The organism is Streptomyces sp. NPDC002896, from assembly GCF_040295225.1.
Classification (GTDB): domain Bacteria; phylum Actinomycetota; class Actinomycetes; order Streptomycetales; family Streptomycetaceae; genus Streptomyces.
Map to the genome: position 1 here is coordinate 19138 of NZ_JBEOVA010000003.1, position 21134 is coordinate 40271.

At 73.2% G+C, this 21134-nt stretch carries 15 protein-coding genes; 6 read left to right on the forward strand and 9 right to left on the reverse strand.

Annotated elements, in window-relative coordinates:
- Positions 1–6 precede the first annotated feature (6 nt).
- Positions 7–447, reverse strand: a complete 441-nt coding sequence (locus ABT009_RS04785) for a roadblock/LC7 domain-containing protein (RefSeq protein WP_351289599.1) — start codon at positions 445–447, stop codon at positions 7–9.
- The gene (locus ABT009_RS04790) at positions 444–3287 is read right to left on the reverse strand and encodes a nitrate- and nitrite sensing domain-containing protein (protein WP_351289601.1); all 2844 of its coding nucleotides are present in this window, start codon (positions 3285–3287) and stop codon (positions 444–446) included. The genes ABT009_RS04785 and ABT009_RS04790 overlap by 4 nt, the downstream gene beginning before the upstream one ends.
- A 545-nt stretch (positions 3288–3832) precedes the next feature.
- On the opposite strand from ABT009_RS04790, the gene ABT009_RS04795 reads away from it, so the two are divergent.
- The gene (locus ABT009_RS04795; RefSeq protein ID WP_351289603.1) at positions 3833–4273 is read left to right on the forward strand and encodes a hypothetical protein; all 441 of its coding nucleotides are present in this window, start codon (positions 3833–3835) and stop codon (positions 4271–4273) included.
- 83 nt (positions 4274–4356) lie between these two features.
- Here the strand turns inward: ABT009_RS04795 and ABT009_RS04800 are convergent, their stop codons facing one another.
- From ABT009_RS04800 to ABT009_RS04815, 4 genes are all read right to left on the reverse strand, one after another.
- Positions 4357–9156 carry a hypothetical protein gene (locus ABT009_RS04800; RefSeq protein WP_351289605.1) on the reverse strand — a complete coding sequence of 1600 codons (4800 nt, stop codon included), beginning with the start codon at positions 9154–9156 and terminating at the stop codon, positions 4357–4359.
- A gap of 42 nt (positions 9157–9198) precedes the next feature.
- Complete coding sequence (locus ABT009_RS04805; protein ID WP_502989818.1) at positions 9199–10098, reverse strand: hypothetical protein; 900 nt, start codon at positions 10096–10098, stop codon at positions 9199–9201.
- Positions 10099–10453: 355 nt separating this feature from the next.
- Positions 10454–11980, reverse strand: a complete 1527-nt coding sequence (locus ABT009_RS04810) for a hypothetical protein (protein ID WP_351289607.1) — start codon at positions 11978–11980, stop codon at positions 10454–10456.
- Between the two features lie 253 nt (positions 11981–12233).
- Complete coding sequence (locus ABT009_RS04815) at positions 12234–12992, reverse strand: GntR family transcriptional regulator (protein WP_351289609.1); 759 nt, start codon at positions 12990–12992, stop codon at positions 12234–12236.
- 282 nt (positions 12993–13274) lie between these two features.
- Between ABT009_RS04815 and ABT009_RS04820 the strand changes: the two genes are divergently transcribed.
- Genes ABT009_RS04820 through ABT009_RS04840 form a run of 5 tightly spaced genes read left to right on the forward strand, consistent with a single transcriptional unit; the run spans position 13275 to position 17729 of the window.
- On the forward strand, positions 13275–14597 hold the full coding sequence (locus tag ABT009_RS04820) for an MFS transporter (protein ID WP_351289611.1): 1323 nt from the start codon (positions 13275–13277) through the stop codon (positions 14595–14597).
- Complete coding sequence (locus tag ABT009_RS04825; protein WP_351289613.1) at positions 14594–15439, forward strand: putative hydro-lyase; 846 nt, start codon at positions 14594–14596, stop codon at positions 15437–15439. The genes ABT009_RS04820 and ABT009_RS04825 overlap by 4 nt, the downstream gene beginning before the upstream one ends.
- A gap of 45 nt (positions 15440–15484) precedes the next feature.
- Positions 15485–16249, forward strand: coding sequence for a LamB/YcsF family protein (locus ABT009_RS04830; RefSeq protein WP_351289615.1), 765 nt, complete (start codon positions 15485–15487; stop codon positions 16247–16249).
- The gene (locus tag ABT009_RS04835; RefSeq protein ID WP_351289617.1) at positions 16246–16863 is read left to right on the forward strand and encodes a 5-oxoprolinase subunit B family protein; all 618 of its coding nucleotides are present in this window, start codon (positions 16246–16248) and stop codon (positions 16861–16863) included. Before ABT009_RS04830 ends, ABT009_RS04835 begins: the two co-directional genes overlap by 4 nt.
- The gene (locus ABT009_RS04840; RefSeq protein ID WP_351289619.1) at positions 16860–17729 is read left to right on the forward strand and encodes a 5-oxoprolinase subunit C family protein; all 870 of its coding nucleotides are present in this window, start codon (positions 16860–16862) and stop codon (positions 17727–17729) included. Before ABT009_RS04835 ends, ABT009_RS04840 begins: the two co-directional genes overlap by 4 nt.
- Positions 17730–17802: 73 nt before the next feature.
- Here the strand turns inward: ABT009_RS04840 and ABT009_RS04845 are convergent, their stop codons facing one another.
- From ABT009_RS04845 to ABT009_RS04855, 3 genes are read right to left on the reverse strand one after another with little or no spacing between them, the layout of a single operon-like run.
- Positions 17803–18657 carry an SGNH/GDSL hydrolase family protein gene (locus ABT009_RS04845; protein WP_351289621.1) on the reverse strand — a complete coding sequence of 285 codons (855 nt, stop codon included), beginning with the start codon at positions 18655–18657 and terminating at the stop codon, positions 17803–17805.
- Entirely contained in the window at positions 18654–19829 is a 1176-nt protein-coding gene (locus ABT009_RS04850) for a glycosyltransferase (RefSeq protein WP_351289623.1), read from the reverse strand. The genes ABT009_RS04845 and ABT009_RS04850 overlap by 4 nt, the downstream gene beginning before the upstream one ends.
- Positions 19826–20950: a glycosyltransferase family 4 protein gene (locus ABT009_RS04855; RefSeq protein ID WP_351290404.1), complete on the reverse strand. Its 1125-nt coding sequence runs from the start codon at positions 20948–20950 to the stop codon at positions 19826–19828. The genes ABT009_RS04850 and ABT009_RS04855 overlap by 4 nt, the downstream gene beginning before the upstream one ends.
- Between the last annotated feature and the right edge of the window lie 184 nt (positions 20951–21134).

The window sequence follows — 21134 nt, forward strand, 5'->3', positions numbered from 1 at the left end:
ATCCCACTACCCGCCGGGGTGCAGATCCGTACGCGGTGCCGTGCCCAGATGCACGCCGACCCTCTTGACCAGCAGCGTCATCTCGTACGCGATCTGGCCGATGTCGGAGTCGCTGTCGGACAGCACGGCGAGGCAGCTGCCGTCGCCGGCGGCGGTGACGAAGAGGAAGGCCTCGTCGAGCTCGACCACGGTCTGCCGGACGCTGCCCGCCTCGAAGTGGCGGCCGACGCCCTTGGCGAGGCTGTGGAAGCCCGAGGCGACAGCGGCCAGGTGCTCGGCGTCCTCGCGGGTCAGGTCCGCCGAGACGCCGGTGGCGAGACCGTCGCCGGAGAGCACGATCGCCTTGCGGATGCTGGCGACGCGCTGGACCAGTTCGTCGAGTAGCCAGTTCAGCTCTCCCGAGACTCCGGGCGTCGCGGTGTGGCTGGTGGCCTTCGGTGCGGTCATCGACCGTCCCCCTCAGATGTCGTTCCCTGTGCTGTGCTGTCGGGGGCGTTGTCGCCCGCGGCGTTTTCCTCACGGCCGCGCTGCCAGCCCCGCTGGAGCGAGGCCATACGGCTGCGTACCTCTTCGGCGTCGCGTGTCTCGGTCCCGGAGGCGTCGCGAGCGGCTTCTCGCTCGGTGCGGCGCTCGGGTCCGGTCTTGAGCTGGGGGGCGAGGCTGGCCTGGCGTACGCGGCGGGGCAGCGCACCGTCGCCGGTTCCGCCCGGTGCCGCCTCGCTCGGTCCGGTGCCGCTTCCCCTCGGTCCGGCGCCGTTCCGCGTCGGCCCGTCGTCGTCCGCCGTCGACTTGTCGATGTTCCCGCTCGATCCGGTCTCGGGCCGGGTGGCCGCTGCCTCGGTCCGCTTCCGGCGCCGGGGGAGCTCGGGCGTGCCGTCGGAGCTCCCGGGCAGCAGTGGCTGCGCCAGTCCGGGCGTGGATGACTGCGCGGGGCGGTCCGCCGGGGGTTCCGTGTCGCGCTGCCACGGCTGCCCCACCGGGCGGCCGTGCGAGCTCACCAGCTTGGGTGTCCTGCGCCGTGGCAGCGGCACGGGAGCGCCGGGGTGGTCCTCGTCGCCGGGGCGGGCGGAGCCGAACCGGGCCTCGTGCTCGTGGCCGGCCTGCTGGTGCTGTTCGCTCGGGGGCGCGGCGATGGAGCGACGCGGCCGGAAGATGCCGCCCCGCTCGCTGTCGTCGTCGCCGAGCGCGCCCGGGAAGTCGTCCAGGCCCTCCGTCCCGACCGGCGCCTCCAGCTCCACCGGGCCGTCCAGGACGGCGGGTGACAGCTCCGGCAGCGGTACGGGCAGAGCGGTGAGCCCCGCGGTGCGCTCCGCGCGGTCGCCGTGTGCGTCGCGGGGGGCCAGCCCCTTCGCCTGCGGGCGGTCGAGGCGGAAGCCGACGCCGTTGGTGTCGGGCACGTCGTCGGTGAGCAGGGCGTCCGGGATGAAGACGACCGCGGTGGTACCGCCGTACGGGGACGGCTGCAGCGAGACGCGCACGTTCTGTCGCTGGGCGAGCCGGCTGACCACGAAGAGGCCGAGCCGGTCGGTGTCGGACAGCTCGAACTCCTGGCTCTCGGCGAGCCGCAGATTGGCGTCGAGGAGCGCATCGGCGGCTATGCCCAGGCCCCGGTCGTGGATCTCCAGCGTGAAGCCGTTGGCGACGCGCTGGCCGAGGACCTGCACGGCGGTGTGCGGCGGTGAGAACACGGTGGCGTTCTCGAGGAGTTCGGCCGTCAGATGTGTGAGGTCGGCGACGGCGGGGCCGGTGACGGCGACGCGCGGCAGGCGGCGTACCTCGATGCGCTCGTAGTCCTCGACTTCGGCGACGGCCGCGCGGACCACGTCCATGAGCTGGACCGGCTTGCGCCACTGGCGGGAGGGGGCGGCGCCCGAGAGGATCACCAGGCCCTCGGCGTGCCGCCGCATGCGGGTGGTCAGGTGGTCGAGGCGGAAGAGGTCGGCGAGTTCCTCGGCGTCCTCGGTGCGGCGCTCCATGGCGTCGAGCAGTGTGAGCTGCTTGTGCAGGAGCACCTGGCTGCGGCGGGCGAGGTTCACGAACACTTCGGAGACGCCCTGGCGCAGTTCGGCCTGTTTCACGGCCGCCTCGACGGCTGCCCGCTGAAGCGTGTTGAGCGCCTGGCCGACCTGGCCGATCTCGTGCTTCTCGTACTCGAGCCGGGGCGCCTCGGTCTCCACGTCGACCTGCTCGCCCGCGGCGAGGCGGCGCATCACGCTGGGCAGCCGGACCCCGGACGACTCGTGGGCCTCGAGGCTCAGCCGGCGCAGATCGCGGACGAGGCTCCGGCCGATGCGTACGGAGAGGAACAGCGAGACCAGCAGGGCGAGCGCGCCGAGCACCCCGGCGATACCGGCCTTGACGAGGACGCCGACGGCGGCGGGCTTGACGCGGTCCTGGTAGCGCTCGTCGGCCGTGGTGTTGATCTCGGCGAGATCGGTGAGTGCGTGGCCGGCTGCGCTGTTCCAGGTGGCGAGGGTGACGCCGCGGGGCATGCCGGGCGTGGAGGTGATGACGGACCGCTCGGCCACGCGGAGCGGAGCCGAGGCGGCGCCGTTCCAGAAACGCTGGTAGCGGTCGCGGTCCTCGTCGGGCAGCAGCGGCAGATTGATGTCGTACAGCAGGGTGCGCTGCGCCACGAGGTCGGAGATTTCGCGGACCTCGGCGCGGGTCATGCGCTGTGCGGCCAGGGCGGAGCCGAGCAGGGCGTCCTCGCGTGACAGCAGCTCACGCGCGCGTGCCAGGTTGACCAGTGCGCGGGCCTGCTTGTCCAGCTCTACGTTGTCGATGCCGTGCAGGGTCGCCAGGAGCGTGTAGCAGGGGTCGATCAGGCGGTTGTAGCGGTCGAGCACCTCGGAGCGGGCCATGTCGCCCCTGGCGACGCTGCGGCGCAGGGAGTCGATTCCATCGAGCGCGTCCAGGACGGACGTGAGTCGTCTGCTGTTTCCCTGCGAGAGTTCGCCCCGCAGTCCGGGATCCGCTGCGTTCTTGCGGATCTTCTCCACGGCCATGTCCGTCTCCACGCGGGTGCGGCGCAGGGCGGTGACGGTGGCGGAGTCACGGGGGTCTGCCAGGTAGACCAGGGCCTGCCGGCGCTCCTGCTGGATGACGCGCACGGCGTCCTCGACCGGATAGCCGATCTTCTCGACGACGGTGCCGACCGTGAGCAGATCACTGGCCTCGCGTCCGGTGAGTACCGTCGCGAAGCCCCAGATGGACGTCAGGGACACCAGCGGGACGACGAGCAGCGCCACGATCTTCCTGCGGATGGACTTCCCGCGAAAGCGCATGGCCTCCCCCAGATCAACCCCCTGCCCCGGGGGTGCACATGTACGTCAACAAACGGCGCGAGCCTACTACTGACACGTGAACAACTCGAAGACCTGTCCGGATACTTTCACACGACCCCTGCGGATCGCTGACGCCGGGTGTCCTGACTGGCCCTGGCAGGAGAGGACACCGCGTCCTGCAGGTCAGGGCATTGCACGCAATGTCGCCAGACAGGGCGACGACAGATCTCATGGGCTGCGACAGACGGTCAGTCGGCTGGATCTCCAGGCCACTTGGGAATCTTCTCCTGTCCTCGTTCGTCCTTACGTACGGGAACCGAGGGTGGAACGGGCCACATGTGGCGCCGGGCGCATCCGGCGGCGTAAAGCAATGCAAACCGGGCAGCCAATGAGGGGTCGGATCGGACCGGCACACGACCGAGGGGCATGCGGGGCCAGGGGCATGCGGGGCCGAGGGGAGTGACGAGTTGATGGGCACGGCAGAGCGGCGCACGGCGTCCGAGAACAGCGCCGCGGCCGGATCCGCGCGGGGATCCGGGGAATTGATGGCAGAACTCGGAGTGGGGCTCGGAAGCCTGACGGCCGACGCCGCGCGCGGGAAACCGCTCTGGGTGGAGGAACCGGCTCGGCACCCGCGCATGCCCGACCCGGTGCGTACGGCAGCCGTGCGGGCCGTGCTGATAGTGGCCCTGACGCTCATGCAGGCGATGGTCGCGTTCCTGTGCACGCTCACCGGTTCCTGGCTGGCCTTCCCCATGGTGCTCTCCAGCGTGGCCAGCACGGTCGTGGCGACCTGGGGCGTGCTGGACGTGTGGGTCACACGTCAGGTCTGGAACCAGCGGCACGGCGTCGTGTCGACGCCGAGCAGCACGGCCCGCCGGCTGCGTCGTGAGCGCCGCCGCGCCCACAGGCAGGCCCGGGCGTTGGACCGGGAGCAGGAGCGGATACGCAGGCGGGGCAGCCGGCGGCAGTTGTCGCACACGTAGTCAGGGGCACGCACGCCGGTTGTCGGCGACCGACCGATGTGCGGGCCGGTCCCCTCGGCGAGTGCCGTGTGCGCGCGGGCCGGTCACCCCTGGGCGGGTGCGGGGCGCTTGAACATCCGCGTCGCCGTGATCTCGCCGTGCACCGTCTCCCCCGCGGGTTCCTGCTGCGGCAGTCCCGGCCGGAGGTGCTCCTCCACGCTGATGTACTTCAGCCCGGCCCGCAGGTCCGCATCGTTGCGCAGTCGGATCACCAGCGGGAACTCGGCGAGCGCCGTGGTGTCGAACAGACCCGTGGTGTAGAGCAGCTGCACACCGAGCGCGTCCGACACGGCCCGCTGGAGCTCCAGCAGATACGTCGCGTTGGCACGGCCGATCGGGTTGTCGAGGAACAGCGTGCCCGCGTGCCGGTGCTTGTCGCGGCCCCGGTCGTTCGAGCGCAGCGCGGCCATCGTGCAGTACAAGGCGATGGCGGCGGTGAGCAGCTGGCCGCCAGAGAACACGTCGCCCATCTGCCCGACGGGGACGCGCTCGGCGCGCAGCACGGCGTCCGGCTTGAGGATCTCGACGGCGACATCCTTCGGCTGGAGGGCCGCGCCGACACCGCGCAGCAGCAGCGACATGCCGTCACGGCGCATATCGGAGTTCTTCCTCACCGCGGCGCGGGTGGCCTCGTCGATGACCTCGCCCAGCCGCTCGGTGAGCGTGGCCTGGTCGGGCTCGTCGAAACGGATGCGCAGGAACTCCTGGCCCGACCATTCGCCGAGACCCTCCGGGAGGCGGGAAAGCCGCTGAGCCGAGCGGAGGGTGGCGAGGGCGGACTCGACGAGGCCCCGGAGGCGGTCCACGATCGAGTCGCGGTTGCGCTCCAGCTGCTCCAGCTCGTCGGTGAGGACGCGGAGGCGGGGCGCGAAGGCCTCGGCCCATTTCTGCGCGTGCTCCGGCAGGGCGGAGGCGGGCAGTTCGCGGATCTGCTGGCGTGCGGGGGTGCGGACCTGTTCGTACCGCGTGGAGTTGGCGTGACGTACGAGGACGTCGCTCGCCTCGCGTACGGCTGCTTCCGCGGTGGACAGATCGGCGGCGCAACCGCGTAGAGAGCGGCGGGCCTCGGCCGCGGCGTGCCGGGCCTCCTGCAGGCTGCCGGGGTAGGGCTCCGGCTCCTCCGGGTCGTCGCCGGAGGGCTCGCGGAGAAGGTCGCGCAGCTGGGCGGCCGTCTCGTCGAATCCTCCGGCGGCGTCCTCGGCGGCGCGATGGGCGACGAGCAGTTCGGTGTGGGTGTCCCTGGCCTCGCTCAACGCCGCTGTGCGCGAGGCGAGTTCGGCGGTGGCGGTGCGCAGCAGGGCCTGGGCGTGTTCGGTGTCGGCGGGGACCAGGTCGTCGGGCAGGTCGGTGTGTGCCTCGCCGTCTTCGGGCGCGTGCCGCTCGGCCTCGGCACGGAGCCTGCCGAGCTGCTCGCTGGCCGCGGAGGCGCGGGTCTCGAGAAGCTGGACGAGCTCCTCGGCGCGGGCGGCGGCGGCCTGCCGGGACGGCCCGTCAGCGCCGTCGGGCGACTCGAGGAGCTGGGCGGCCCGGGTGCGCACCTTGTTGCTGAGCCGGTCGAGTTCGGTGAGGGCCGCGCTCTCGTCGCTCTCGGCGCGGGCCTGCTCGGCGCGCAGGTCGGCACCGACGCCGACCTTCTCGTAGACCTGGGAGGCCGCGCGGTACGCCTCGCGCAGCGCGGGCAGCGACGCCTTGGGCACCTTGCCGTTCCGGCCCCCGCTGCCTGCGGACTCGCCGCTTCCGGACTCGCCACCCGGGGTGTCGTCTTCCGGTACGTCGTCAGGTGCGCCGGCGATGTCGGCGCGCTCCGCGCGGAGGGCGCGGGCGGTGCGACGGGCGTCGTCGGCGGCGCGCTGAGCCCCGCGACGGTCCTCGTCGGCGGCTCGGGCACGCTCGAGACAGGCCTGGGCGCGGGCCTCCGACTCGACGGCCTCGTCGGCGAGTTCACGCAGTCTGACCTGCCATCCCGCACGCTCGCGCAGCCGGAACGCAAGCCCGGCGAGCGCATCGGCAGCGCGGCGGGCGCGCTGTGCGGCGTCCTGCCGCTCGTCCCGTACGCGTGCCGCCTCGGCCGCCGCCTCGTCGGCCTCGGCCCTTACGGTGCGCGCCTCGGTGAGCTCGGCCTCGGCCTCCTCGGCGAACGCGTGTGCGTCGCGGGCGGCGACGCCGAGTTCGGCGAGCCGGCCCGCAGGGCAGCCGGCCCGCCAGGAGGCGAGGCGCGCGGCGAGCTCCCGGTCCTTGGCGAGGCGGGCGGCGAGCTCCCGGATGTCCTCGTCCCGTCGGCCGGCGCGGGCACGCAGGGCCTCCCGCTCCTCGTCGGCGGCCTGCTCGTCGTGCATGGCCGGGTTCGGCGGCACGAGGAACACGTCGCTGTCGCCCGAGCCGGGCGCCGGGGTGGGGGCGAGGAGGGCGGCGGCGGTGCCCACGGCGACGGCGGAGCGGGGCAGCAGCGCGGCGTTGCTCAGCGTCTCGCGGGCCCGCGCGTGGGTGTCGGGGTCCGTGATGACGACGCCGTCGACGAGTTCGGGCCGGGCGGCCAGCACGCGCGCGTGGTCGGCGGGGTCGACGGCCTGGGCGAGGTAGCGCCAGCCGGGCAGTGCCGGGATGCCGTGCTCGCCGAGGAACTCGACCGTGGCGAGTACGTCCGGCCCGGGCGGCAGCAGCCCGCCGTCACCGAGCGCGCCGAGAATCCGCGCGTCGTCGGCGGCCGCGGTTCGCAGCTCGAAGAGCTGCCGCTCGGCGGAGCCGACCGCGTCGTCGAGCAGCCCGCGCAGCTCGTCGGCGTAGCGGTCGAGCTCCTCGGCGGTCAGCGGGCCTTCGGCCGCGCCATGGGCTTCTCCCGCTCCGGGAGCGCCACGCTCGACGCTGTGAACTGCGGCAGCGCCAGGGACACCCTCATCGGGCTCGGCTACCGAGCCGTCTTCGCCCGCACCCGAGGAGCCGTCGGCGCTCCCCGTTCCCGGTTCCCGCCGGGGATGCGGCACCACGGCGGGGCGCGCCCCGCCCGGCAGGCTCAGCAGTTCCGCCAGCCGTTCCTCGCCCGCGAGGGACTCGGCGGTGCGCCGCTCCGCCTCGTACGCGCGCTCGGCCGCCGTCGCGGCGTCCGCTGCGCGCGCCGCGGTCAGTTCGGCGCGCGACTCCGCGGACGCGGCCTCCCGGGCATGGTCGGCTGCGCGCCGGGATGCCTCGCGCGCGGTGTCCCAGGCGGCCACGGCGGTCTTCTCGGCGTCGCTGGCGGCGAGCGCCGCGCGCGCCGGGTCGGCGTCCGGCGCGGTGTCGTCGAGCCACCCGGCCCGTACGGCCTCGGCGGTCTCCTGCTCGACCTCCGCGAGCCGCTGGCGCAGATGGCCGGCCTCGCTGCGGGCGCGCTGCGCCTCCGTCGCGGCGGCCGTCGCGTCACGATGCGCGGCCTCGCCGGCCTCCTGAAGGGCCGCGGACCGCTCCTCCCCCTCGTTCGCCAGCCGCTCCGCGTCCTCGGCGGCGCCGTGCAGAGCTCGAACGAGGTCGGCGGCTGCCTTGGCTCGCGCGGCCAGGGCGGGGGCCGCGTCCCGCTCGGCCTCGCGGATGGCGGCGGCCACGCGCGCGGAGCGGTCGGCGGCCGCGCGGTGCCGCAGCACGGCCTCCGCGGCCTGCCAGGCGGAGTGAAGGGTGCGCGCGTCGGCGAGCTCGCGCTTCTGCGCGGCGGCGGCCTTCTCGGCGCCCGCGAGCGCCAACGACGCGTGACGGTAGGCCAGTTCGGCGGCGATCAGCGCCCTTCGGCCGCGCGCCTGTTCGGCCTCGGTGACGGTGTGCGCGGCGGCGGTGACCTGCTGGGCGAGGTCGGCGGCGCGGCCGCGCTCCTGGGCGGCGCATGCCGATAGACGACGGGCGAGGGTGCGGGTACGCCGCTCCGCGCCCGCGTGGATGTCACGCGCGCGTGCCCGCGCGTCGGCGGCGTCGACGATCCTGCCGAGGAGGTCGACGGAGCCCGCGGTGAAGTCCCGTTCGGCGATGAGTTCGCCGCGCCGTCCCAGTTTGTTGCCGAAGCCGCTGACCAGGTCGGCGAGCCCATCGGTGTCACGGGTGTCGGTGACGGCGCGCAGCAGCAGGTCGGTGAAGTCGGAGTCCTTCTTCACCGCGAACAGGCCGGCCGCCTCGCCCTCGTCGGCGTTCATCTCCCGCTGGTAGCGGAAGAGTTCGGGGTCGAGGCCCAGCTCGCCGAGGTGCTCGGTCCAGCGCTCATGGATCTCCTCCCAGTGCACCTCCAGGTGCGGGTACGCCTTGCCCGCCTCGGTCAGCGCGTCCCGGAACCCCTTCATGGTGCGGCGCCGCCCCTGCGCGCCGGACGCTCCCTCGACGGGCGGCCGCACCGCCGTGGACTCGGCGACCGGCAGGTTGTCCAGGCTCAGCCCGGGTCCGGGCCGGAACGAGTACCAGGCCTCGGCGAACTTCCGCGGATCGTTGGACACCTGCCGCCCGCGCCACTCGCTGACCTTGCCGACGACGACGCACTCACCGGTCAGCGTGTGCTGCCACTCCAGCGCGACATGGCCGCAGTCGTCCGCGAGCAGGAACTTGCGCAGCACGCCGGAGCTAGCGCCGCCGAGCGTGTTCCGGTGGCCCGGAAGCATCACCGAGAAGATCAGCTTCAGCAGTACGGACTTGCCGCCCCCGTTCTCCAGGAAGAGCACACCGGCGGGTGCCGGCCGACGCGGCGGCCCGACGGGCTCCTCCTCGAAGAACTCCGCCTGGGTGGGTGCGGGGTGCGGCACGGGCTCGCCGACACCCCGCAGGTCCAGCACGGTGTCGGCGTAGCGCGCACCGGCAGGCCCGATGGAGTAGAGGCGGACCCGGGACAACTCGTACATTGCGGCGGACTCTCGTAGTCGTGAAACAGGTGGTGAAGGAACTCAGGAGTGGAACGGCAGCCCGGCGTCGGCCACCAGCTCCAGGTCGTCGGTGTCCTGGGGCGGCAGCAGGCTCGCCGTCCCGTCGCTCACCGGCACGATGCCGAGCTCCAGCAGCTCGGCCATGGCGGCGCCGCCGGCCATGTCTCTCACCTGCAGCTGGTAGCGGGCGGTCGTGCGGTACGTCCCTCCTGAGTCGTCCCCGGTGCGCTGCAGGAACCCCGAATCGGTGAGGAAGGCGACCGCTTTGCCGACGATGCCGGTGGTCGAACCGGCGAGCCGGCGGGCGTCCTTGGTGGCGCCGGTGGCGCTGCGCCGCGCCCAGATCCGCCAGGAGGCCTCGAGCCCGGGCGCGTCGCTGGCCGGGTCGGTGTTCTCGCCCTGCTCGGCGGCCCGATCCTCCAGGCGGCGGCAGGCCTGCCGTACGAACGCGTCGACGCCGTTGACGGTCACGCGGCCGATGTAGCCGTCGTCGGCGAGGTCCTCGGGGCGCGGGAACGCCATGGCTGCGACGGCCAGGTGGGCCAGGCCGTGCAGGAAGCGGTCGCCGGCGTCGGACGATGCGCGGCGGGCGTAGTCGCCCATGCGGACGGCGAAAACGGAGTCCTCGGCGGCCGTCACGGCCATGCCCGCGCGCGGGGACACCTCGAGGACGACCAGACCGAGACCGGCGGCGACGGCGTCCGCGAGCCGCGCGAACGGCGGGTCGTCGCGGTAACGGCGCAGCAGCTCCGCGTACTCCTGGTCGCGCGCGGGCTGCAGCTTGGGCTGCAGCCCGAAGGCGACGAGGCGCGCCGCGTCCGCTGCGTCGGCAGGGGTCACGGGCGCCTTGGCCCCCGCCGGGGCCGCCGCCCCGGAACCCGGCTCGCCCCACGCGGTCCCGTCTGCGTGGTCGTCGGTCACGGCTGGTGCTCCTTGCTGGGGTGGTGAGGTCGTACGAGAAGTGGGTGCCCGGAGGGGCGAGGGGTGCCGGCCGCGAGCGCACGGCCGCGCCCCTCGGCGCAGGCGTGTGTCCAGCTGGTGGTTACCCGGCTGGTGGTCCTGCAGCTCAGCTGTCCGGAGTGGGCAGCCTCCGCGAAGCGGACGTGACCGGTGGCCCGGGAGAGTGGCACCCCGCGGGGGTGGCTCGCGACGCATGCGTGTGCGGCGCCACGGGCCGCCCTCTTGCCTCCGGCGGTTTCTGCGGCGACGAGGGCCGGCGGCGGCCGGACGCCGGTGCCCGGGCCGGTTCGCGGCGGTGCGCTCGGCACTGGGGGCACTACGCCGCCTCCGTCCGGTCGGCGGCCATGCCCGCTGCGTCGAGGAGGGCCGTCCCGACTATGAGGTCGGCGCCGCCGAACTCCGGGTCGTCGAGTTCGGTGCCGTCGTCCACAGCGAACAGCAGTTTCTCCTCGCCCTGGCGGTAGGCGGTGCCGACCGGGGGGCTGGCCGCGTGCACGGCGAGCAGGGCGACGAGATAGGGCAGGCCGGGATCGCGCCTGCGCGCCTCGGCGAGCAGGCCGGAGAGCCGGCGCGGCGCGTCGGAGGGGAGGTCGAGCAGCTCCATGGCGCTCGCCAGCTGCTCGTCGCTGAACCGGCTGTCGTCGGGCGTCGCGATCAGATCGGGCTCGGGCATCTCCGCACCCAGGTGCTCCCGCTCCAACGGCGGCGTGAGCAGTATGCCGACGAGGTCCGCGACCCGTACCGACACGGGCGTACGCAGGCCGGTCCCGCGGGCGAAGTAGGCGTCGGTCACGCGGAGGGCCTGCTCGAGGGGGAGCGGCAGCACTGGTGCGACGAGCTGGCCGTAGAGATCAAGCCCCGCGCGCGCGGCGGGGGCGGCGAAGGCCTGCCGGTCCTGTTCGGCGCGGAACAGCGGTCCCGCCTCCAGAAGACGGGACTGCAGCTGGGTGTGGCGGCGGATGCAGTCCTTGACGATGTCGACGAGCTCGGCGGCGCGGCGCTTGTGCTCGGGGTCCTCGGACTCGTCGCGTGCCCTGCGGATGTTCGTGAGGATCGCGTTCTCGTGGCGATAGCGGTCGGCGACGTGGTCGAGGGCCTCGGCGATCATGTCGGGGACGGTGTTGAGCCAGTCCACCGCGCGTACGTTGCGCCGGGTGGCCTCGAGCGCCCTGCGGAGCGTTTCCGAGTACTGCACGGTGCGGTACCGGGCCTGTTCGGCGGCGAGCTGGGCGTCGGCGAGCCGGCCGCGGTTGATCAGCACCTCCAGCTTCACCTCGGCGGCGATCTGGGCGCTGGTCACATCGGTGTCGAGAGCGCCGACGAGGACGTTGACGGCCTCGTCCGTCGTACGGAGGTACACGGCGCCGCCGTACCCCGGGACCTCCTCGATCAGCTTGAAGTCGTAGTCCCGGCGGACATAGCTGCCGTCGGGCGCGAACGTGCCGTACACGGCGCGGAAGCCGCGGTCGACGCTGCCGACGTTGATCAGGTTCTCCAGGACCCAGCGGGCGACGCGCTCGTGCTCTGCGGTGGGGCGCTGCGGGGCCTGGGCGGCGATGCGCGGAATGAGCCGGGCCACTATCTGCTCGTGGTCGGCGCCCGTGTCGAAGTCCATGTTCAGTGTGACGAGGTCGATGGCGGCAAGGGCCACCTCCGCCATGCCGTACACCGAGTACTCACCCGCCAGGTTGGCCTTGCGCGCGTCGAGGTCGTGCAGCGGCGCGGTGCAGGCGAGCGCGCGCAGCCGCCGTGCCAGGCCCTCGTCGGCGGCCGGGCCCGGCGCGGGCCGCGGCCCCGCGCTGAGCTGGGGCGAAGCGAAGTCCGTCGATGCTGGCAAAGTCACGGTGCACAGACTAGGTCCTCGGTCTGACAACGGCCCAAACGGCGCAGATACCACCCAGGTCACGCGAGGCAGGTCCCGGCCGGGGCTCCGTCCAAGCCGCACAACGGGCCCGTGTACCAAAGCTGCCAAACCCCCACAAACCGCGCCAGTAGCAACAAGAACCGCAACTCACTCGATTTAGGGGTACAGAGACCAGCCTTGACCGCGGCGTTCAGGGACTGGCCTTGACCGAGGCGCCGGTGCGGCGCCCCGCTCACTCGTCCTTCCGCGTGCCCTCGTCATCCCCCGCGCCCACCCGCTGCCCGTACACCTCGACCAGCCCCCGGCGCGAGTCGTCGAGGTACTCGGCGAGCAGACGCTCTGCCTTGTCGCGGTCGCCCGCCTGGAGCGTCTCCAGGATCTGGCGGTTGCGTGCGAGGTACGGCTCGTGCAGTCGGCGCGGGTCGTCCACCACATGGAAGGCCAGGCGCAGTTCGGCGAAGACGCTGCGCATCACCTCGTCCGTGCGTTCGCTGCCGGCGAGGGCGACCAGTTCCCGGTGGAAGTGGATGTTGGCCGTCCCGAGGCCCTTCCAGTCGCGTTCACGCGCCGCCCGCCGCCCGTCGGCGACGGCCTCGGCGACCGCGTCCAGCTCGTACGGCGGCTTGCCCAGGCCTCTCACGACCGCGCACTCCACGAGACGCCGGGTGCGGTAGATGTCCTCGACGTCCTCGACGGTGAGGACCCGCACGAAGACGCCGCGGTTCAGCTGGTGGACGAGCAGCCGTTCGTGGGTGAGCAGCCGGAAGGCCTCGCGCAGCGTGTTGCGCGAGACTCCGAGCGCCCCGCCGATGCTGTCCTCGGACAACCGTGTGCCGGGCCGGAAGTAGCCGTCGGCGATACGGCTCCTGAGGATGTCCGCCACTCGCTCGGCCGTGCTCGTACGGCCCAGCAGCACACGGTCGTCGGCCAGCCCTGCGGGCTCTCCGACCGACGGTTCGGGGCTCGCACCCCGCGAAGACACAGCACCCATGCCGGAATTCAACCTCAGATACAAGAACGAAACAACGTGGGTATTGAGGGATCGTTCAACAATCCTCTACCTTGGCGAGCAGGGCGCCGACCGCACCGCTCCGGCGCCCGTCGTCCCTTCGCACGCCCGGAACGGCGCAGCACCCCGGCTCGGCCCAGTTCCCGCACGGCACAACACCCGATTCGGCTCGTCTCCCGCACGGCACAACACCCCGCTCGGCTCATCTCCCGCACGGCACATTCCCGTTCGCATGCACCCTTTGTCCCTTTCTGCGAGGTGCCCATGAGCACGACCCCTCCGACACAGGCCCTGACGACCGAGGACCAGCGGTCCGGCACGGACGAACTCTCCGGTGACAGCGGCGCGTTCGCGTGGCTGCGTGCCCTCGGGCCGCGTGGCCGCCGCGCTTTCGCGGGCGCGTTCGGCGGCTATGCGCTGGACTCCTACGACTACTTCACGCTGCCGCTGAGCATGGTGGCGCTCGCGGCGTACTTCGGGCTCAACAGCGGCCAGACGGGGCTGTTCACCACCGTCACGCTGGTCGTCTCGGCGGTCGGCGGCGCCGTCGCCGGTGTGGTCGCCGACCGGATCGGCCGGGTCAAGGCCCTGATGATCACGGTGATCACCTACGCCGTGTTCACCGTGGCCTGCGGCTTCGCGCCCAACTACGAGACGCTGCTGGTCTTCCGCGCCCTCCAGGGTCTCGGCTTCGGCGGCGAGTGGGCGGTCGGCGCGATCCTGGTCGCCGAGTACGCGAGCGCCAAGCACCGCGGCCGCACGCTCGGCGCCATCCAGAGCTCCTGGGCCGTCGGCTGGGGGCTCGCCGTGGTCGTCTACACGCTGGTGTTCCAGTTCCTCGACGACGACGTGGCATGGCGCGTGATGTTCTGGACCGGGGCCCTGCCCGCCCTGCTCGTCGTATACGTACGGCGCAGTGTGCACGACGCCCCCGAGGCCGCCGAGCGCCGGCAGAAGAGCACCGAGAAGGGCTCGTTCACCGCGATCTTCAAGCGGGGCACGGCGACCGAACCGGGCCTGCTGCGCACCACGTTCTTCGCCGTGCTGCTCTCCACCGGCGTCCAGGGCGGCTACTACACGCTGGCCACCTGGGTGCCCACCTACCTCAAGACGGAGCGCGAACTGTCGGTCGTCGGCACCGGCGGCTACCTGACATTCCTCATCTCCGGCGCCTTCCTCGGCTACCTCACCGGCGGCTACCTCACCGACAAACTGGGCCGCAAGCGGAACATCACGCTCTTCGCGTTCCTCTCGGCGGCCGCGATCCTCGCCTACACCAACATCCCCAGCGGCGCGAACACTCTGGTCCTCGTCCTCGGTTTCCCGCTCGGGTTCTGCATGTCGGCCATCTTCAGCGGCTTCGGCTCGTTCCTCAGCGAGCTCTACCCGGCGGCGGTGCGCGGCACGGGCCAGGGCTTCACGTACAACACCGGCCGCGCGGTGGGCGCCGTCTTCCCCACGCTCGTCGGATTCCTCGCCGACAGCTGGGGCGTGGGCGGTGCGCTCACCTTCGGAGCGGTGGGGTACGGCCTCGCCGTCCTGGCACTGTTCGGCCTGCCCGAGACCCGTGGACGGGAGCTGCAGTGAACCGTACGCAGGACCGCGCCGTAAGCCGTACGCAGGACCGTTCCACGGAGCACGTCGTCGCGCGCACGCGCGCGTGGGGCCCCAAAAAGGCCCGGGCCCACTTCCGTGCGGGCGCCACAGGGCCGACCGCCGGCTGGTCCGCCGGCCACACGCAGGCCAATCTGATCTCGGTGCCTGCCGACTGGGCGTACGACATGCTGCTGTTCTGCCAGCGCAATCCGAAGCCCTGTCCCGTGCTGGACGTCACCGACGCCGGTTCCTGGAGCACACCGCTCGCGCCGGGCGCCGATCTGCGCACTGATCTGCCGCGGTACCGCGTGTGGGAGAACGGCGAACTCGTCGACGAGCCCACCGATGTCGTCGGGCACTGGCGCGGCGACCTGGTGTCGTTCCTGATCGGCTGCAGCTTCACCTTCGAGTGGGCGCTGTCCGAGGCGGGGGTGCCGATGCGCCATGTCGAACAGGGCCGCAACGTCCCCATGTACGTCACGGGCCGCCAATGCCGCCCCGCGGGCCGGTTGCACGGTCCCATGGTGGTGTCGATGCGTCCCGTCCCACCGGAGCATGTGGCGGCGGCGATCCGGGAGAGTTCGCTGATGCCCGCGGTGCACGGCAGCCCGGTGCACTGCGGCGAGGCGGACGTGCTCGGCATCCAGGACCTGGCGCGGCCCGACTTCGGCGATCCGGTGGACATCGAGCCGGGCGACATCCCGGTGTTCTGGGCGTGCGGGGTGACGCCGCAGGCGGCCGTGATGGCCTCGCGCCCGCCGTTCGCCATCACGCACGCACCTGGTCAGATGTTCATCACGGACGCCCGCGACGAGCAGTACCGGGTGCTCTGAACCAGCTCACTCGAACAATCAGAGGAAACAGGAGAGAAGAGACACATGGCCTCGGTCTCGATCGATCTGAACGCCGACCTCGGAGAGGGTTTCGGGCGCTGGCAGCTGACCGACGACGAACAGCTCCTGTCCGTCGTCACCAGCGCGAACGTCGCGTGCGGCTTCCACGCCGGGGACGCGGCCACCATGCGGCGCGTGTGCGCGATGGCGGCCGAACGCGGCGTACGGATCGGCGCCCAGGTCTCCTACCGCGACCTGGCGGGCTTCGGGCGGCGCGCGATGGACGTGCCGCCCGACGAGCTGGCCGCCGAAGTGGCGTACCAGATCGGCGCCTTGGAGGTCTTCACGCGCGCGGCGGGCACGCGCGTGTCGTATGTGAAGCCGCACGGCGCGCTCTACAACCGGGTCGTGCACGACGAGGACCAGGCGCGGGCCGTGGTCGACGGTGTGCTGCTCGCCGACGGCAGCCTGCCCGTGCTCGGCCTGCCAGGATCGCGCCTCCTCGAGACGGCGGAGAAGGCCGGACTGCCGGTCGTCACCGAGGCGTTCGCGGACCGCGCGTACACCTCCCAGGGCACGCTGGTGCCGCGCGGTCAGGACGGTGCCGTGGTCACGGACCCGGAGTCCGTCGTCGAGCGCTCGGTGAGCCTGGCACGGTCCGGAACCGTCATCTCCCATACGGGCGAGGAGATCGCGGTACGCGCGCGGTCGCTGTGCCTGCACGGGGACACCCCCGGAGCGGTGGGTCTCGCGCGGCGCGTGCGGGCCGAGCTGGAGTCGGCCGGCGTCCGCGTGGAGGCCTTCGCATGAGGGCGCTGCCGGTCGGCGACCGTGCCCTGCTCGTCGAGCTGGGCAGCGGCGCCGAGGCACAGGCGCTCCACGCGGAGCTGCTGCGGCGCCGCGCGGCGGGCTCGTTGTCCGTTCGGGAGATCGTGCCCGCGGCCCGCACCGTGCTGCTCGACGGGCTCGACGATCCGAGCCGGCTGGCCGCACAGCTCACGGCCTGGGACATCCCGCCCCTCTCCGCGCGCACGGAGGACGTGATCGAACTGCCGGTGCGCTACGACGGCCCCGACCTCGCGGACGTGGCGGAACTGTGGGGCGTCGACGAACAGGACGTCGGAAGTATTCATTCGGCGGCCGAATTCCGCGTCGCCTTCTGCGGGTTCGCGCCCGGCTTCGGTTATCTGACGGGACTGCCCGAGCGCTACGACATCCCTCGCAGGGCCACGCCCCGTACGGCGGTTCCGGCCGGTGCCGTCGCGCTCGCAGGCCCGTACACGGGCGTGTACCCGCGCTCGTCGCCGGGCGGCTGGCAGCTGATCGGCACGACGGACGCCGTACTGTGGGACCACGCGCGCGTGCCTGCCGCGCTGCTCGCGCCCGGTGCACGGGTGCGCTTCGTACCGGAGGGGCCGCAGTGACCGACCGTGCCGTCGCCGTCGTCCGGGCCGGTGCGCTGACCACCGTCCAGGACCGGGGCCGCCACGGCCACGCGCACCTCGGCGTGCCCCGCTCGGGTGCGCTGGACCTACCCGCCGCGGCCCTCGTCAACCGGCTCGTGGGCAATCCGCCGGACGCGGCGGTCCTGGAGACGACCCTCAACGGCTGTGCGGTACGGCCCCGTTGCGACGTCGACGTGGCGGTGGGCGGCGCCCCCTGCCCCGTGACCGTCGACGGTCGGCCGGTGCCATGGAGTGCGCCGGTCCGCGTTCCCGCCGGGGCGGTGCTCGAGGTCGGGACGGCGGTCTCCGGCGTACGCAGCTACGTGGCGTTCGCGGGCGGAGTGGCCGTGGAGCCGGTCCTGGGGAGCCGGTCGACGGATCTGCTGTCGGGCCTCGGGCCCGCGCCGCTCGCCGACGGAACCGTGTTGCCCCTGGGCCACGTGACTGCGGCACACGCGCGTGCGGAGGTCGGTCCCCAGCCGGGGCCCCCGCGCGAACTGGTGCTGCGGGTGACACTCGGCCCCCGCCACGACTGGTTCACCGACGCGGCCCTGCGGACGCTCACCACGCGCGCGTACCGGGTGTCCTCGGCCAGCAACCGCATCGGACTGCGCACCGAGGGGCCCCCTCTTCAGCGGGCGGTGGACGGTGAACTGCCCAGCGAGGGCATGGTGCTGGGCGCGGTACAGGTGCCCCCGGACGGCCGGCCGGTGGTCTTCCTCGCCGACCACCCGACCACGGGCGGTTACCCGGTGATCGCGGTGGTACGGGAACCGGACCTCGCGGCCGCGGCCCAGGCTACGCCCGGGACACCGGTACGGTTCGTGGCGGTCCGGAGGCGCTGAGCCTCCCGCGCTCGTCCCGCCGTGGGTAATCGTTCCCCCACGGCCAACTCATCCCGGCCCGCGCCGAAGATACTCACGCGGCGTCCGCCGCCTCCGCGCCCGAGAGCGCCGCCAGCGCGGCCGCCACCGCATGCGAGGCGCCCAGATCCAGCCGCGCACTGGTGCCCCGCGCCCGGTGCCGCACCTCGTCCGCGGCCAGCCTGAGGAGCTGCGGCAGCAGATCGGTGCATCGGCGCGCCACCCAGCCGGTACCCGCGGTGGCCAGCCAGAGCAGGCTGGCGGACCGTGTGGGCGGCGGGAGCTGGGGCTCGACCGAGGGCTGACGGCCGACGGTGATCCCGCCCGCGGCAAGCGTCGCGTGGAAGTGCGCGGCGAGCATCCGGTGACCGCGCTCGCCGGGATGCAGCCGGTCCGCGCTCCACATCGCGCGGTCGGTGATCCAGTCTCCTTCGGCGGCGTGCAGATGGACGGCGCCGTACCGCTCCGACAACGCGTGTACGACAGTGTTCACGGCCCGCTGGCGGCGGGCGAGCGGACGGGCCAGCACGCCGGGCAGGCCGAGCATCGCCCCGGGGTCCGGCAGGCAGGCGGTGAGCAGCACCGCTTTCTGCGCCGCGAAGGCCGCGTAGACCTGGTCGAGGCGCGCGGCGACGGCGTGGATGTCGAAGGTGCAGCGGAGCGTGTCGTTGACGCCGACTATGACGGACACGATGTCCGGCCGGAAGGCGAGTGCGGCCGGGGTCTGGCGCTCGAGGACGTCCAGGGTCTGGGCGCCGCTGACTGCGAAGTTCCGGAACTCCAGCGGGGCTCCGTCGGGGGCGAGGCCGTCGGCGAGGAGTGCGGCCCAGCCGCGCCACCCGTCTCCCACCCGGTCGCCCACTCCTTCGGTGAGCGAGTCCCCGAGCGCGGCGAAGCGGACCGCACTCATGCCATGCCTCCCACGCGCTCACCGGCCCGCGGCACCCGCACGGGTGCGTCGTGCGCCGTGAGGAACGCCCGGACCGCGATGTCCCATCCGAAGCACTCGGCACGCGCGCGTGCAGCCTCGCGGCGCTCTGTCTCAGGACGCTCCAGGAGGCCCTGCACGGCGTCCGCGAAGGACGCTCCCGTGTCCGTCGCCGTGGCGCCGGCCGCGCCGACGATCTCCGGGAGCGCGGACGTCGCGCTGGCCACGACCGGGGTGCCGCAGGCCATCGCCTCCAGTGCCGCGAGCCCGAACGTCTCGGCGGGACCGGGTGCCAGGCACACGTCGGCGGAGGCCTGGAGTGCCCCGAGAGCCGTGCGGTCCCCGACGTGGCCCAGGAAGGTCACCGGCAACCGGCGCTCACGGGCGCGCTGTTCGAGCCGGGCGCGCAGCGGACCTTCGCCCGCCACCACGAGCACCGCCCGCTGCCCCCTGGCGAGCAGCACCTCCAGCGCGTCCAGCGCCGTGCCCGGCCGCTTCTCCACGGACAGCCGCGAGCACATCACGAGCAGCGCCTCACCCACGCGCGCGTGCTGGTCGCGCAACTGCGGGTCCCGCAGCCCGGGATCACAGCGTTCCAGATCCACGCCGAGCGGCGCCCGTACGACGTTGCGCGCACCGATGCGTACGAACTCGCGCTCCGCCCACTCCGTGGTGCACACGACACGCGTGTACGCGCGCGCGGTGCGGAGGTTGAGGGCGTCGGCGGCCCGCCGAGCCGCTCCCTCCGACAGGCCCCAGGTGCGCAGGACGCCGTGCGCCGTCTCGTGGGAGACCATCACTGCGGGTACGCGGGCGCGGCGCGCCCACTCCCCCGTCCACCGCAGGGTCGTACGGTCGGAGACCTCGAGCCGGTCCGGGGCGAGCTGCTCGAGGAGCCTGGTGAGCCGTCGGCGGTCGGTGATCACCCGGTAGCCGCCGGTGCCGGGCAGCAGGGGCCCCGGAACGGTGATGACGCGGCCCTGGTCGGTGTCGCGGTCGTCGGTCCGGTCGCCGGGCACGATCAGCACGGGCTCGTGGCCGGCCGCCCGGTAGCCGGTCCCCAGCTCCCGCAGGGCCGTCCGCAGCCCGCCCGACGAGGGCGCGACGAAGTTCGCCAGGCGCACGATGCGCAGGGGCGATGCCGAGGCTGTCATGCCGCCACCGCCGTCCGCGCCCGGAGCACCTCGGTGTAGTGGTCGATGAGCTGGTCGCCGACAGCCGCCCAGGTGCGGCCCTCGACCGTCGCCCGGCCCGCGGCCCCGTACGACGCCCGCCGCGCGGGGTCGGCGGCCAGGGACCACACCGCGTCCCGCACGGCGTCCTCGTCCCGCGGGGGCACGAGCACCCCCGTCCGCCCGTGGTCGACGAGGTCGAGCGGCCCGCCCGCCGCGGGGGCGACGACCGGGACACCGCTCGCCATGGCCTCCTGCACGGTCTGGCAGAACGTTTCATACGGTCCCGTGTGCACGAACACGTCCAGCGAGGCGAAGATCCGCGCCAGTTCGTCGCCCGTGCGGCGCCCGAGGAAGACGGCCTCGGGCATGGCCTCGCGCAGCGTGCTCTCGCTGGGGCCGTCACCGACGACGACCACCCGCACACCATTGAGGCGGGCGGCTCCGGCGAGCAGTTCGACCTGCTTCTCGGGGGCGAGCCGTCCCACGTATCCGACGATCAGTTCGCCGCCGGGGGCCAGTTCCCGGCGCAGCGCCTCGTCGCGCAGCGACGGCCGGAAGCGGTCGGTGTCCACGCCGCGGGCCCACAGTCGCACCCGAGGGATTCCGTGCTCCTCCAGGTCGCGGAGGGCGGCCGTGGAGGGGGCGAGGGTGCGGTCGGCCGCGGCGTGGACGCTGCGTATGCGCCGCCAGGCGGCGGCCTCGCCTGCTCCCATGTAGGTGCGCGCGTATCCGGCCAGATCCGTCTGGTAGACGGCGACGGCGGGGATCCCCAGCCGCGCCGCGGCGGCCATGCCGCGCACGCCCAGCACGAAGGGGCTGGCCAGGTGGACGACGTCGGCCCGGTGCGAGATGAGTGCCGCGGCCACCCGGCGGCTCGGCAGTGCCACCCTGACCTGGGGATATCCGGGAAGCGGCAGGGACGGGACCCGGATGACGGGGCACGGCGCGGAGGCGTCGGCCCCCGTGCCGGCACCGGTGGCGGGGGCGACGACGATCGGGTCGTGACCGCGCGCGGCGAGATGCCGGGCGGTCTGCAGGGCGCAGTGGGACACGCCGTTGATGTCGGGCGGGAAGGACTCAGTGACGATGACGGCACGCATACCCGTGTTGTCCACGCGCCGGGCGTGGCCACGTCAACGTGGATCTTTCCTGCCGGGGAACGTCGAATGAGCGTTCCCCTGCGCAGCTGCGGGAATGCCTGGCGGCTCGGCTCCCCTTTGATCGGCGGCTCCGCCGCCTCGTCCTCAATCGCCGGACGGGCTCAATTTTCGCGCCGGGCGCCGC